Source organism: Nocardia brasiliensis (assembly GCF_011801125.1).
Classification (GTDB): Bacteria; Actinomycetota; Actinomycetes; order Mycobacteriales; family Mycobacteriaceae; genus Nocardia; species Nocardia brasiliensis_C.
Genome location: NZ_CP046171.1, coordinates 2,207,371 through 2,220,519, shown reverse-complemented (window position 1 = coordinate 2,220,519; position 13,149 = coordinate 2,207,371). Strand labels below are relative to the sequence as shown.

12 protein-coding genes and 1 rRNA gene are annotated in these 13,149 nt (G+C 65.5%); 6 read left to right on the top strand and 7 right to left on the bottom strand.

The genetic code is table 11. From position 1 onward, the window contains the following. Window positions 1-201: 201 nt before the first annotated feature. From F5X71_RS10005 to F5X71_RS09975, 7 genes are all read right to left on the bottom strand, one after another. Window positions 202-1,718, bottom strand: a 16S ribosomal RNA gene (locus tag F5X71_RS10005). 545 nt (window positions 1,719-2,263) lie between these two features. After that, window positions 2,264-3,541: a tyrosine--tRNA ligase gene (gene tyrS / locus F5X71_RS10000; protein WP_167461687.1), complete on the bottom strand. Its 1,278-nt coding sequence runs from the start codon at window positions 3,539-3,541 to the stop codon at window positions 2,264-2,266. A gap of 232 nt (window positions 3,542-3,773) precedes the next feature. After that, window positions 3,774-4,184, bottom strand: a complete 411-nt coding sequence (locus F5X71_RS09995) for a DoxX family protein (RefSeq protein WP_167461686.1) — start codon at window positions 4,182-4,184, stop codon at window positions 3,774-3,776. A 100-nt stretch (window positions 4,185-4,284) separates the two neighbouring features. After that, the gene (locus F5X71_RS09990; RefSeq protein WP_167461685.1) at window positions 4,285-4,902 is read right to left on the bottom strand and encodes a DNA-3-methyladenine glycosylase; all 618 of its coding nucleotides are present in this window, start codon (window positions 4,900-4,902) and stop codon (window positions 4,285-4,287) included. Window positions 4,903-4,935: 33 nt separating this feature from the next. After that, window positions 4,936-5,205, bottom strand: a complete 270-nt coding sequence (locus tag F5X71_RS09985; protein ID WP_167461684.1) for a DUF3761 domain-containing protein — start codon at window positions 5,203-5,205, stop codon at window positions 4,936-4,938. 117 nt (window positions 5,206-5,322) lie between these two features. Next, the gene (locus F5X71_RS09980; protein WP_167461683.1) at window positions 5,323-6,213 is read right to left on the bottom strand and encodes an RNA polymerase sigma-70 factor; all 891 of its coding nucleotides are present in this window, start codon (window positions 6,211-6,213) and stop codon (window positions 5,323-5,325) included. Window positions 6,214-6,256: 43 nt separating this feature from the next. Beyond that, on the bottom strand, window positions 6,257-7,432 hold the full coding sequence (locus F5X71_RS09975) for an NAD(P)/FAD-dependent oxidoreductase (protein WP_167461682.1): 1,176 nt from the start codon (window positions 7,430-7,432) through the stop codon (window positions 6,257-6,259). Window positions 7,433-7,627: 195 nt separating this feature from the next. Between F5X71_RS09975 and F5X71_RS09970 the strand changes: the two genes are divergently transcribed. From F5X71_RS09970 to F5X71_RS09945, 6 genes are all read left to right on the top strand, one after another. Beyond that, the gene (locus tag F5X71_RS09970) at window positions 7,628-9,151 is read left to right on the top strand and encodes a multicopper oxidase family protein (RefSeq protein ID WP_167461681.1); all 1,524 of its coding nucleotides are present in this window, start codon (window positions 7,628-7,630) and stop codon (window positions 9,149-9,151) included. 204 nt (window positions 9,152-9,355) lie between these two features. Continuing rightward, window positions 9,356-10,087, top strand: a complete 732-nt coding sequence (locus F5X71_RS09965; RefSeq protein WP_167461680.1) for an ABC transporter ATP-binding protein — start codon at window positions 9,356-9,358, stop codon at window positions 10,085-10,087. Beyond that, window positions 10,084-10,875 carry an ABC transporter permease gene (locus tag F5X71_RS09960; RefSeq protein WP_167461679.1) on the top strand — a complete coding sequence of 264 codons (792 nt, stop codon included), beginning with the start codon at window positions 10,084-10,086 and terminating at the stop codon, window positions 10,873-10,875. The genes F5X71_RS09965 and F5X71_RS09960 overlap by 4 nt, the downstream gene beginning before the upstream one ends. Further along, on the top strand, window positions 10,875-11,513 hold the full coding sequence (locus tag F5X71_RS09955) for a TetR family transcriptional regulator (RefSeq protein WP_167461678.1): 639 nt from the start codon (window positions 10,875-10,877) through the stop codon (window positions 11,511-11,513). Before F5X71_RS09960 ends, F5X71_RS09955 begins: the two co-directional genes overlap by 1 nt. Window positions 11,514-11,753: 240 nt before the next feature. Beyond that, entirely contained in the window at window positions 11,754-12,434 is a 681-nt protein-coding gene (locus F5X71_RS09950; protein ID WP_167461677.1) for a hypothetical protein, read from the top strand. Beyond that, complete coding sequence (locus tag F5X71_RS09945) at window positions 12,434-12,805, top strand: PLD nuclease N-terminal domain-containing protein (RefSeq protein WP_167461676.1); 372 nt, start codon at window positions 12,434-12,436, stop codon at window positions 12,803-12,805. Before F5X71_RS09950 ends, F5X71_RS09945 begins: the two co-directional genes overlap by 1 nt. Window positions 12,806-13,149 lie beyond the last annotated feature (344 nt).

The following is a 13,149-nucleotide window of genomic DNA, read 5'->3' as shown; positions in this document are numbered from 1 at the left end:
TGGAAAGAACGTCTGTTCTTTCAGGACCCAATAGTGTGTCGGTATATCCACCGCGACCAGGAACACAGTCCCGATCGAGTGCGATGAAACTTGTCAGCGTTCCACCCATGAGCGTCCGCAGTCCCACAGACGGGGACTAAACGGTCTCTGACGCGGTCGAGGACGACTCTTCGAACCGACCAGCGTAGAAGTGCTCCTTAGAAAGGAGGTGATCCAGCCGCACCTTCCGGTACGGCTACCTTGTTACGACTTCGTCCCAATCGCCAATCCCACCTTCGACGGCTCCCTCCACAAGGGTTAGGCCACCGGCTTCGGGTGTTACCGACTTTCATGACGTGACGGGCGGTGTGTACAAGGCCCGGGAACGTATTCACCGCAGCGTTGCTGATCTGCGATTACTAGCGACTCCAACTTCACGGGGTCGAGTTGCAGACCCCGATCCGAACTGAGACCGGCTTTAAGGGATTCGCTCCACCTCACGGTATCGCAGCCCTCTGTACCGGCCATTGTAGCATGTGTGAAGCCCTGGACATAAGGGGCATGATGACTTGACGTCGTCCCCACCTTCCTCCGAGTTGACCCCGGCAGTCTCCTGCGAGTCCCCGGCATAATCCGCTGGCAACACAGGACAAGGGTTGCGCTCGTTGCGGGACTTAACCCAACATCTCACGACACGAGCTGACGACAGCCATGCACCACCTGTACACCGACCACAAGGGGGCCTACATCTCTGCAGGTTTCCGGTGTATGTCAAACCCAGGTAAGGTTCTTCGCGTTGCATCGAATTAATCCACATGCTCCGCCGCTTGTGCGGGCCCCCGTCAATTCCTTTGAGTTTTAGCCTTGCGGCCGTACTCCCCAGGCGGGGTACTTAATGCGTTAGCTACGGCACGGATCCCGTGGAAGGAAACCCACACCTAGTACCCACCGTTTACGGCGTGGACTACCAGGGTATCTAATCCTGTTCGCTACCCACGCTTTCGCTTCTCAGCGTCAGTTACTTCCCAGAGACCCGCCTTCGCCACCGGTGTTCCTCCTGATATCTGCGCATTTCACCGCTACACCAGGAATTCCAGTCTCCCCTGAAGTACTCAAGTCTGCCCGTATCGCCCGCAAGCTTGGGGTTGAGCCCCAAGTTTTCACGGACGACGCGACAAACCGCCTACAAGCTCTTTACGCCCAGTAATTCCGGACAACGCTCGCACCCTACGTATTACCGCGGCTGCTGGCACGTAGTTGGCCGGTGCTTCTTCTACAGGTACCGTCACTCTCGCTTCGTCCCTGTCGAAAGAGGTTTACAACCCGAAGGCCGTCATCCCTCACGCGGCGTCGCTGCATCAGGCTTTCGCCCATTGTGCAATATTCCCCACTGCTGCCTCCCGTAGGAGTCTGGGCCGTGTCTCAGTCCCAGTGTGGCCGGTCACCCTCTCAGGTCGGCTACCCGTCGTCGCCTTGGTGGGCCGTTACCCCGCCAACAAGCTGATAGGCCGCGGGCCCATCTCGCACCGATAAATCTTTCCACCAAACAGCATGCACTGAAAGGTCATATCCGGTATTAGACCCAGTTTCCCAGGCTTATCCCGAAGTGCGAGGCAGATCACCCACGTGTTACTCACCCGTTCGCCGCTCGTGTACCCCGAAGGGCCTTACCGCTCGACTTGCATGTGTTAAGCACGCCGCCAGCGTTCGTCCTGAGCCAGGATCAAACTCTCCGTTGAAGACTCTCGAAACACCCCCAAAAGGGCGAATCAGAAGTATCTAAACTAGAGTCCGAAAACCCAGCAAAACAAAACGCCAGCAAAAGTATTTGCTGACTAAATGTCCAACCTCACCCAGACGGGGGTCCAGAGAGGCCGGAACCAATAAATAATTGGCACTGACATTCATCGACACACTATTGAGTTCTCAAAGAACACACGCACACACTTCGTCCCCGGCAATAACCGGATCTTCCGTGAGGCAACTGTTCCAGCCTAAGTGGCTTCTCCCGCAGAGTCAAGTCCGCGTGATCACCTTAGGCGTCCTACTTGGTTGGCCAGGCGCTCCCCGTACTACCTCGTTTCCCGGTCCATCCGCGCAGCGTTTCCGCTGGCTTCTCGGCTCCGGGTCGGTGTCCGTGTCGCTCTGACCTGGAATAAGTTACGCGGCGGATAACGCTACGTCAAATCCGCTGTTCAGGCTCGCGTTTCCGCAGGTCAGAGCGTCGCGATCGGGCCAGCCGACGGCTTGAATCACACAGATGTGACTCAAGCCACGACGATCTTCATGCGCCTGCCCGCAGCACCCCGGCGAGGTTCTTCTTGCCGCGGCGCAGCACCAGCCAGCGTCCGTGCAGGTAGTCGCTGTCGGCGGGGGTCCACTCGAGGTCCGAGATCCGCTCGTTGTTCACCGAGGCGCCCCCCTCGTTCACCGCGCGCCGGGCCGCGCCGCGGCTTTCGCTCAGTCCGGTGGCGACGAGCAGGTCCACGATGGTGGTCGGCTCCCCCGCCCGCAGTTCCGCGACGGAGGCTTCGCGCAGCGCGGCGCCGAGGGTCGGCTCGTCCAACTCCCGGAGTTCGCCGCGACCGAACAGCGCTTGGCTGGCCAGTTGCACAGCGCGGGTGTTCGCCTCGCCGTGCACCAGCGTGGTCATCTCGGCGGCCAGCCTGCGCTGCGCCTCCCGCGCGTGCGGACGTTCCGCCGTGGCCTGTTCCAGTTCGGCCAGTTCCTCACGGGACAGGAAAGTGAACCAGCGCAGGTTCCGGATGACGTCGGCGTCGGCCGTGTTCACGAAGTACTGGTACCAGGCGTACGGGCTGGTCATCTCGGGGTCGAGCCACAGGCTGCCGCCACCGGTCGACTTGCCGAACTTCTTGCCGTCGGCCGAGGTCACCAGGGGAACGGTGAGCGCGTGCACCGAGGCGCCGTCGACGCGCCGGTTCAGCTCGACGCCGGCGATGATGTTGCCCCACTGGTCGGAACCGCCGACCTGCAACGTGCAGTCGTAGTTGCGACGCAGCTGCAGGTAGTCGTTCGCCTGCAGGAGCATGTAGCTGAATTCGGTGTAGGAGATGCCGTCGCCGTCCAGGCGGCGCTTGATGGTGTCGCGGGCCAGCATGACGTTCACGGAGAAGTGCTTGCCGATATCCCGCAGGAAGTCGACCGCGGACAGTTGGCCGGTCCACTCCATGTTGTTGACGACCACCGCACCGGTCGACGAATCGTCGAGGTCGACGAACCGTTCCAGCTGGGAACGGATCCGTTCCGACCAGTCCCGGACGGTGTCGTTGGAATTCATGGTGCGCTCGCCGACGTCACGCGGGTCGCCGATCAGACCGGTGGCGCCGCCGGCCAGCACGATCGGGCGGTTGCCCGCGCGCTGGAAGCGCTTGAGCGCCAGCAGCGGGACGAGGTGCCCGGCGTGCAGGCTGGGCCCGGTGGGATCGAAGCCGGCATAGACGGTCAACCGGCCAGCGTCCAGGGAAGCGCGCAACGCGTCCAGGTCGGTGGATTGCGCGATCAGTCCGCGCCAGGTCAGTTCGTCGATGATGTCGCCGCTCACGGTGTCCCATCTTTCCGCACGGGTGGTCCGTGCCTCGAGTGCGCCTCAGTCTGTCGACCACGACACTCGCAGGTCGAGCGATTTTCCGGGCACTGACCGGCGACGGTGCGCACCCGGAGTGCCTGCGGGCCCGAACTCCGACCACCAGATACCCCGCATGACACCGCGTGCGCGACGTGCGGCGACAGACGCTCGACGGCTCGACGGCCGTCGAGCGCCGGTACCGAGTCGATCAGCTCGACAACCGCTTCCGCAGCGCGACGACGGTGTCGCGACGCTCGTAGGCGATCCAGGCGAACAGCACGGCCAGCACCAGCGGGAACAGCACGAGTTCCGGCGCATCCAGCAAAAAGACCTGGGTAGCGGCGGCGAGCACCGTCAGGATCGACAAGCCCGCGGCGGCCAACCCGCCCAGCAGCGGCACCAGCAGGCCGATACCGCCCGCGAGCTCGACCACCCCGGTGAAGTAGCGGAACCAGTCACCCCAGCCGATCGTGTCGAACGATTTCACGGCATCTGCCTGGCCGAACAGCTTGGGCAGTGCCGAGGCGATGATGAAGAACAGGCCGAGCAGAATCTGCAGGGTCCACAGGACGCGGTTCTTCACCTTGCCGGGACGGGCGGCGGCGGGAATGGCGGTCATGATGTCTTCCTTCAGGTCGGTCGCGCCGGATGTTCGCGCGTTCACCTGTTAGGACGGCCGCCCCGCGGAAAACTCATCGCCGCATGGGCACGACCTCGAGTCAGGACGCTTCGGCGCGCGGTGCGCGCGGACTGCGCCGGTACGCGGACACCGCCGCGGAACCGGGCAACCAGAATCGCCAGGGCAGATCCGCCGCGGTGCTGACACCGACGCGCGGGCCACTCGCGATGTCCTTCGGGTCTACCGGAGTGCCGAGTTCCAGCCGGATCGGCGAAGCGGGGTCCAACAATGGCGTGCCGTAGTCGCTCAACGTGATTCCCAGTGCGCTGCCGAGATTGCCCGGTCCCCGCGCCAAACCGGCACCGGTCCGCGCGGCCGGTCGGCGGGCCCTGGCCTCGTCGAGGCCTGCGATCACCTCACCCGACCTGATCAGCGCCGCGCTGGCGGTGCCGTCCGGTCCACTGGTCACATTGATGCACATGTGCATCCCGTAGCTGAGGTAGACGTACAGCACCCCCGCCGGACCGAACATCACCGCGTTGCGCTTGGTACGCCCGCGCCCGGAATGCGATGCCGGGTCGTGCCACGGTCCTGCCGGATCGCCGCCGTAGGCCTCGACCTCGACGATCCGCACACCGACCGGCCCGGACCACAGTGTCGAGCCCAACAAGCGGCGGGCGGCGGTGGGCGGTTCGACGGCTAACTCATCGGCACACACGCCACCATTGTCCAGATGGCTACTCCGGCAGATTCACAGCCATTGGGCGACACCCTTGTGCCCGGAGCAGGTGCCGCTGCGGTGCTGGCTGAAGCTGTAGGTGCCGTCTTTGCAGCGGGCGGTCGCGCCGTCCGGCGGTGTCACCGACTGCTGCGGGCGGGGCACGCAGTGGTTGTCCACGTTCTCGTACTGACCCGCCGGGCACGCGGTGTGCAGTACCGGGGTGGCCGACGCGGGCGCCGAGACCAGGGCAGCCAGCCCGACGACGGCCGCGAACAAGCCGAGCAACGGCTTCGATGTCATAACGAAATTCCTTGCGACAGAGCAGTATTCAGCAATACGCCCAGCACATTCGCTGGATTGCCACAACATAGCGCGCGCTGCCGGTGCCGCGGTATCGGTTGTGTGATCTACACGCGGCTAGCCGAGCGAGTCATGGTCCAGGTAGAGACCCTTCAATTTGGTCGGGTTCACTTGGAAACGCAGGTTCTGGATGCGGCCGTCGACGATGTCGTAGGTGAACGCGCCACCCGGATTCCCGTCCAGACAGGCCAGCGCGCCCAGTTCGCCGTTGACGTAGGCCGAGGTCAACTCGATGCCCGCGGAGACCGGCTTCGCCAGCACGCCGAGGATCCACCGGGCCACATGATCCGGGCCGTGCAGCGGGCGGCGCGCCGCGGTCACGATGCCGCCGCCGTCGGACCAGAGCGTCACGTCGGGTGCGAGCAGATCCATCAGGGCGTTGAGGTCGCCGCCCGCGCAGGCGGCCATGAACCGCGCGGTGATGTGGTCACGTTCGGCTTTGTCGGTGTCGACGCGCGGCCGCCGGGACTGCACGTGTCCGCGGGCGCGATGCGCGATCTGACGGATGGTCGCCTCGGGGCGGTCGAGGGTGTCCGCGATCTCGGCGTGCGTGTAACCGAACACCTCGCGCAATACGAACACGGCGCGTTCCACCGGTGTCAGGGTTTCCAGGATCACGAGCATCGCGGTGGAGACGGTGTCGGCCAATTCGGTCTCCTCGGCGACGTTCGGAGCGGTGAGCAATGGTTCGGGCAGCCAGGGACCGACGTAGTTCTCGCGGGTCGCCTGGGCGGACGTGAGTCGGTTGAGGGACAGGTTGGTGACGGTGCGCACCAGATAGGCCTTCGGGTGGCGCACCGTCGCCTGATCGGTCTCGTGCCATTTCAACCACGCGTCCTGCAGGATGTCTTCCGCGTCGGTGACGGTGCCCAGCATCCGATACGCGGTGGCGAACAGCAGCCGCCGATGTTCGAGGAAAGGGTCCTGCGCAGGCACAACGTCGATCATCGCGCCATGCTCCCAGACCTGTCCGACATGTCCGAAAACCGCGTCACGCGATCGGCGCCGCCGCGCGCCGGCCGGTCCGCAGCTTGACCGGAACGTTCATCCGCCTGCTGAACCGGACGATCGGGACCGGGCTGGCGCTGACCGACTCCTTGTAGGCAACCGCGGCCCGACCGGTCAGATAGCAGCGGCCCGGCGTGTCGTCCGACTTGGTGAACTGGATGATCGCGTCCCGGCGGCCCAGGCTGACCGGCTGGTGGAAGTAACCGAAGCGGAACGGCTTCGTCGCCTTTCCCCGAAGCGCGCGGGCGATGGTGTCGGCGGCGTAGGCCGCGGTCGGTATGCCGCTCTGGCAGGTGCCGTGGATCTGCCCCCATGGCATCCGGATCGCGGCCGCGTCCCCCACCGCGTGAATGTTCGGGTGCGAGACCGAACGCAGTGTCTCGTCGACCACGATCAACCCGCGCTCGTCGGTCGCGATGCCGGCCGCTGCCGCCAGCGGCGCGACCCGCACACCGGTGGTCCACAGCGTGAGATCGGCGGGAATCACAGTGCCACCGGCCAATTCGACTCCATCGGGCAGCACCTTCGTGACCGCGGCGCCGATCTCGCGCGCGACACCGAGACGATCGAACGCACGGTTCAGGTAGGCACGCGCCTTTGCACCCATCATCGCGCCGGGCTCGCCGCTGCTGATCAGCGTGACCCGCAATCCCGGGTGATTCTCGGCGATTTCGGCCGCCGCCTCGATACCGGTCAGGCCGCCACCGCAGACAGCGACCGCACCTCCTTGCGCCGCAACCATATTCAAGCGTTCCGCGAACCGGTGCGCGACCCGGGGATCGTTGAGCGTCCACGCGTGGTCGGCCGCACCCGGCACGGTGTCGGTATCGGTACTGCTGCCCAGCGCGTAGATCAACTCGTCGTAAGCCAGCGTCCGGGTGCCGTCGACCAGGACCTGGCCCGAGACCGGATCGAGGGAAGTGGCCCAGCCCTGGACGAATTCGACGCCGGTGCCGCTCAGGAGATCGGCGATGCGATGGTCGGCAAGTTCATGACCGGCGGCGATCTGGTGCATCCGCAGCCGCTCGGTGAAGCGGGCCGACGGGTTCACGAGCGTGATCCGGACGTTCTGCTTACGGGTGCGCCGAGCCAATCGCGCGGCCGCCACCATGCCGGTGTAACCGCCGCCGAGGATGACGATGCGATGTGCGGTGTCCATGGGATTCTCCGATGCTCGGGTGCTTGCTGACGTCCATGGGACAGACCTGCCCCCGAGAACGTGACACCTCATCAATGTGACCTGGAACACATCTTGTTCCGCAGTTCAGAGGCCTACACGTGGCCTCTGCAATCAGGGACGGATGGGGGGCGCTCCCTGATGTGCCCGAGCACCTCGGCTTTCTACCGTCGAACAATGCCTTCGGTTTCCCGGCCGCGTAGATGGCGGCGGTTCCTTCTGATTCTCGGCGCCATGGTGGTGCTCCTCGCGCTCGCCGTCGGCGGCGGCGTCACCGCGGTGTACCTGAACGCGGACGTATCCACGGTGGGCCGCACCGAATTTCGGAACGAACTCGCCATCCCACCGCTGGCGCCCGCACGCCTGCTGCCCGACGGCACGCGCGAGTTCGAACTCGACATGCGTTCGGGGCGAACCGAATTCCGGCCCGGCCAGGCGACCGAGACGTGGGGTTTCAACGGCGCCTACCTCGGGCCGACGCTACGGGCGCGGCGCGGTGAGCAGGTCGCGGTGACCGTCCGCAATCACCTACCCGAGGCATCGACCGTGCACTGGCACGGCATGCACCTCCCGGCGGCGATGGACGGCGGGCCCCACCAGATGGTCCAGGCAGGCGCCACCTGGCAGCCGCGATGGACGATCGATCAACCGGCCGCCACGCTCTGGTACCACCCGCATCCACACGGCGCGACCGAGGACCATGTCCGGCGCGGCCTCGCGGGCATGTTCCTGCTCGACGACGAGTTCTCCGAAACACTGCCGCTACCAAGGAATTACGGCGTCGACGATCTGCCGGTCATCGTCCAGGACGTGAAGTTCCGTGAGAACGAGCTGGATTCGTCCCACGCGATCTTCCGCGACGTCGGGTTCCTCGGCGATCAGACCATGGTGAACGGCACCCTGGCGCCCTACCGCACCGTCTGCGACGAGCTGGTCCGACTCCGGCTGCTCAACGCGTCGACCGCCCGCACCTACACCTTCGGCTTCGCCGACGGACGCGGCTTCTCCCTCGTCGCGACCGATGGCGGCCTGATCGAACAACCGCTCACACTGGACCGGCTGCCGCTCTCGCCCGGTGAGCGAGCCGAAATCGTCGTGCGGATGCGCGCGGGTGAACGAACCGTGCTGCGCAGCAACGAGCTCGACGCCGGACTCGACTTCTGGACCCAGCGCTTCGCCGGCGGCGACGACACCTTCGACGTGCTGGAGTTGCGTGCCGCCGACACGTTGCGTCCGTCGCCCGCCCTGCCCGCGACGCTGGCGCGACCGTCTACCCCGGACGGTTCCGATTCGGTCGTCGAGCGGCGCTTCGAGTTGAATCTGTCCGGTATCAACGGGAAACCGATGGCGATGGACCGCATCGATTTCACCGTCACCCGCGGCACCACCGAAATCTGGACCGTCCGCAACAACGACGGCATGCCGCACAACTTCCACATCCACGACGTGCAATTCCGCGTGCTGCGCAGGAACGACGGCCCACCACCCGCAGCGCTCAACGGCCCGAAAGACACCGTCTTCCTACCGCCGAACACCACCGTGCGACTGGCCGTGCGGTTCGACGGCCCCGCCGACCCTGCCGCACCGTACATGTACCACTGCCACCTGCTCTGGCACGAGGACCTGGGCATGATGGGCCAATTCGCAGTGGTCGAGCCGGGCGGTTCGGCCGTTCCCCCACCACCGCACCACGGGCACTGACGCCGAATCCTCCTGGACGGCTGATCACCAGGTAATGGTGGCGGCGGGCTCTCGGGCGATGCCGCCACCACTACCTGGTGATCAGTCGTCCAATTCCGGCACTGGCGCGACACGCCGCCGTCAGGCGCAGGGTCTTGCCAGTGCAGGCAAGTCGCGCTAAATTCATCACACAGTGAATTCAACACTTGATGAATTGAGTCGACCATGTCGCAAACCATTCCATCCGCGGCCGTGGATGTTCGGAACCTCGCTGTTCGGCGGGGTGGACGGCAAGTCCTGCACGACATTTCGCTGACCATCCCGCGCGGGTCGATCACCGGGCTGCTCGGGCCATCGGGATGCGGAAAGACGACGCTGATGCGCAGCATCGTGGGCACTCAGATCGTCGAATCCGGCGAGATCTCGGCGCTCGGCCTGCCCGCCGGATCCGCGGCGCTGCGCCACCGCATCGGCTACGTCACGCAGGCGCCCAGCATCTACTCCGACATCAGCGTGCGAGAGAACGTCGCCTACTTCGCGGCACTGTACGGCCGTGAACGCGCGGCCGTCGACGAGGCGATCCACGCCGTCGGTCTCGACGAACACGCGGGCCAGCGCGGCGACGAGCTCTCCGGCGGGCAGAAGACCCGCGCGTCACTGGCCTGCGCCCTGGTCGCCAAGCCGGAGCTGCTGGTGCTGGACGAACCAACCGTCGGGCTGGATCCGGTACTGCGCGTGGATCTTTGGCAGCAGTTCCACGAACTCGCCGCCGCCGGAACCACATTGGTCGTGTCCAGTCACGTGATGGACGAGGCCGAACATTGCGACCGGCTACTACTCATGCGCGAAGGGCACCTGCTCGCCCAGTTGAGCCCGGCCGAATTGCGGGCCGAAACCGGTGAAGAGAACCTCGAACGCGCGTTTCTCGCGCTGATCACGATGGGACGAGCGGCATGACGTACGACAACTCGGCGACGCGACGCACACCCACCCTGCGCCCCTATCTCGCGACCACCACCCGCATTCTGCGCCAACTGCGCAACGACCATCGCACCGTCGCCATGATCGTGGTGGTGCCCGCGTTGCTGATGACGCTGCTGTACTTCATCTACAAAGACACCCCGACCAACCCGTTCAATCCGGTGCCGCTGTTCGACCGGGTCGGCATCAGCATGCTCGGCATCCTGCCGTTCATCGTGATGTTCCTGATCACCGCCATCGCCATGCAGCGCGAACGCACCTCGGGCACATTGGAACGGCTGCTCACCACGCCGTTGGCCAAGCTCGACCTGCTCGGTGGCTACGGCACCGCGTTCTCGCTGGCCGCCGCCGCGCAGGCCGGGGTGGCCTGCCTGGTGTCGTTCGGATTCCTCGGCCTGCACTCGGCGGGCAGCCCCGGCTGGGTGGTGCTGATCGCGGTGGTCGACGCCGTCTGCGGTGTCGCCCTCGGCCTGCTGGCAAGTGCGTTCGCGCGCACCGAATTCCAGGCGGTGCAGTTCATGCCGGTGGTGGTCGCGCCGCAGATCTTCCTGTGCGGCTTGCTCGTTCCGCGCGGGGAGCTGCCCGGCTGGCTCGAGGCGATCAGTAACGTGATGCCGATGAGCTATGCGGTCGATGCGCTGCAAGAGGTTTCGACGCATCCGAATGCGACGGGCACCATGTGGCGCGACCTCGCGGTTGTCGCCGGATTCTCCGTCGTCGCGCTGTGCCTCGGCGCCGCGACCCTACGGCGGCGCACACAGTGATGGCGAACCGGTCCGCCCCCGGCGATCGCCCCGCCAGATCCGGCCGCCGCCCAGGACAGTCCGGTGCCCGCGAGGCGATCCTGGCCGCGGCCCGCGCCCGGTTCGCGGAGGCAGGCTTCGACAAGACATCCATCCGCGCCGTCGCCGCCGACGCCGGGGTCGATCCGGCGTTGGTACATCACTACTTCGGCACCAAACAAGAACTGTTCGGCGCCGTCGTACAGCTGCCCGTGAACCCCGAACACACGCTGACAGCCGTCGACGCGGCCCCGCTCGACCGACTCGGCGAAACCATCCTCCGCGCCGTCCTCACAGTCTGGGATTCCCCCGCGGGCGCAGGCGTCGTCGCCATGGTGCGCAGCATCATCGCAGGCGGCGACACCTCCCTGGCACGTTCCTTCATCCTCGAGGTCGTGCTGGAACGGGTCCGCCTGAGAATCGCCACCCCGGACGACGACGGACGCCTGCGCGTCGCCCTGGTCGGTTCCCAAATGATCGGCCTCCTCATGGCCCGCAAGATCGTCGGCATCGAACCGATGGCCTCCGCCCCACCCGAAACCCTCATCACCGCCATCGCCCCCACCCTCCAGCGCTACCTGACCGGCGAGATCGACACGGCTGGTATTTCGTTCGAGTGAACGGTTGGCGGGTGGGTCCAATCGGTGCCTCGATGCGACCTACGCGGGGCCCGCGGGATCCAGCCATTCCTCCCGCGCCCGGTGGGAGGAAACTGAACGTCCAGCGCGGATGACATCGGTGCCCGATCCACATCGAGCCCAGGAGTCGCGATGACCGAGACACCCGGCCCCATACCGTAGGCGCCGCCCGCGGGACGCCGGCGTTACCTCGGCGGCGCGATCACCGCGGTCATAGTCGGGGTGGCCGCCGGATTGGGCTACTTCTGGCTCAAACCCGCGGCACCGCCGAAGGTGTACGCCGAGCGCAGCCTGCCGATCTTCGAACACACCAAGACCGACCTGCGCGGGCAAACTTTGCAGAATGCACTCACCAAAATCGTCTACCCGCAATCGGTGCTCAACGACCACCTCGGCGACGTGTGGGTCGTCTACCTTGGTGCCGCCCCCTCTCGCACCCTGATCCCGATCCCCGAAGACACCGACGCCTGGACCGTGGTCGCAGCGTGCTTCCGTGTCCAAACACTCGGCGAAGAGGCGGCGAACCGGAAGCTGAGCCCCGGGCAGAAACCCTCGATCAACTTCGTCTCCTTCGGCATCCAGCGCTCGAACACGATTCCCCCTGAACAACTCGGCGCGACCATCCGGGACAACCTCGACGACACCCTGCCCGGATGCATCGGCCCCTCCGGAATGAACGCCTACCGGCCGGGCACCGGACCACCCTCCGAGTCCAATAGATCGGATACCGAGTGGAGAACCACACGGTTGTCCGATAGCCTCTGCCGGAGCGGCAGTCGGGGGTTGTTCCTGCCGCCTATTCGAATAAGATCTGCCAGCTTCGGGCGCAGGCCCGGGCCGGTCGGGGGGATTCGCCTGAATCACCGCACGGACCGGGCTGGCCCCTGCACTGGGAGGTACTGATGCCTTACGCGATCGTTGGCTTATTGACGCTGGCGCTGTGGGTCTACTGCCTGATCGACATCATCACCTGCCCCGACGCGGGCATCCGCCACCTGCCCAAAATGGGCTGGCTGATCGTGGTCATCCTCATCCCGACCGTCGGCGCACTGCTCTGGCTCTTCGCCGGCCGTCCCGTCCACGAAACCCGCCCGCGCTCGACAACCGGATACGCCGAATACGACCGGCCCGGTCGCTACGTCGCCCAAGACCCCGCCGCAGACGAAGCCTTCCTACGCGGCCTCCGTGAGCGCGCCGAACAGCAACGAGCCGAAGCCCGACGTCAGGAAGCCGCGCGCCAAAACGATCAGGATCGTCGCGACAAGGGCGAATAGTCCTGTGAGCGGGCCGAAAAGCGTCTCTTCCCATCCTGCCGAGCAGGATCGCTATGGTGGCCGGGACCGCAGGCCAGTCGGCGCCGAAGAATCTGCCATAGACCCACCGACCGGTAATCCGAAGTTTGTGTCTTACGGGTGCCGGCGGTGCATTCTGAGCCGGAGACCGGCGGGTTTGAGCGTGAGCGTTTCACGGACGTCGAGATGGTAAACGGGGTCGGGCTCTAGGTGTTGTGGGTCGTGACGTTGGTGACGCGGGGCGTGGGGTGGGCTGAAAGGGGGCGGTTCTTCCGGCGGCAGGATGTGAAGCGCCAACTCACACATCCGCCACGCGACCGAAAGAA

Coding starts and splice junctions, on each gene's coding strand:
- F5X71_RS09995 (WP_167461686.1), bottom strand. CDS start 4,184: ATGACCGCCATTCCCGCCGCCGCCCGTCCCGGCAAGGTGAAGAACCGC.
- F5X71_RS09985 (WP_167461684.1), bottom strand. CDS start 5,205: ATGACATCGAAGCCGTTGCTCGGCTTGTTCGCGGCCGTCGTCGGGCTG.
- F5X71_RS09980 (WP_167461683.1), bottom strand. CDS start 6,213: ATGATCGACGTTGTGCCTGCGCAGGACCCTTTCCTCGAACATCGGCGG.
- F5X71_RS09975 (WP_167461682.1), bottom strand. CDS start 7,432: ATGGACACCGCACATCGCATCGTCATCCTCGGCGGCGGTTACACCGGC.
- F5X71_RS09970 (WP_167461681.1), top strand. CDS start 7,628: ATGCCTTCGGTTTCCCGGCCGCGTAGATGGCGGCGGTTCCTTCTGATT.
- F5X71_RS09965 (WP_167461680.1), top strand. CDS start 9,356: ATGTCGCAAACCATTCCATCCGCGGCCGTGGATGTTCGGAACCTCGCT.
- F5X71_RS09960 (WP_167461679.1), top strand. CDS start 10,084: ATGACGTACGACAACTCGGCGACGCGACGCACACCCACCCTGCGCCCC.
- F5X71_RS09955 (WP_167461678.1), top strand. CDS start 10,875: ATGGCGAACCGGTCCGCCCCCGGCGATCGCCCCGCCAGATCCGGCCGC.
- F5X71_RS09945 (WP_167461676.1), top strand. CDS start 12,434: ATGCCTTACGCGATCGTTGGCTTATTGACGCTGGCGCTGTGGGTCTAC.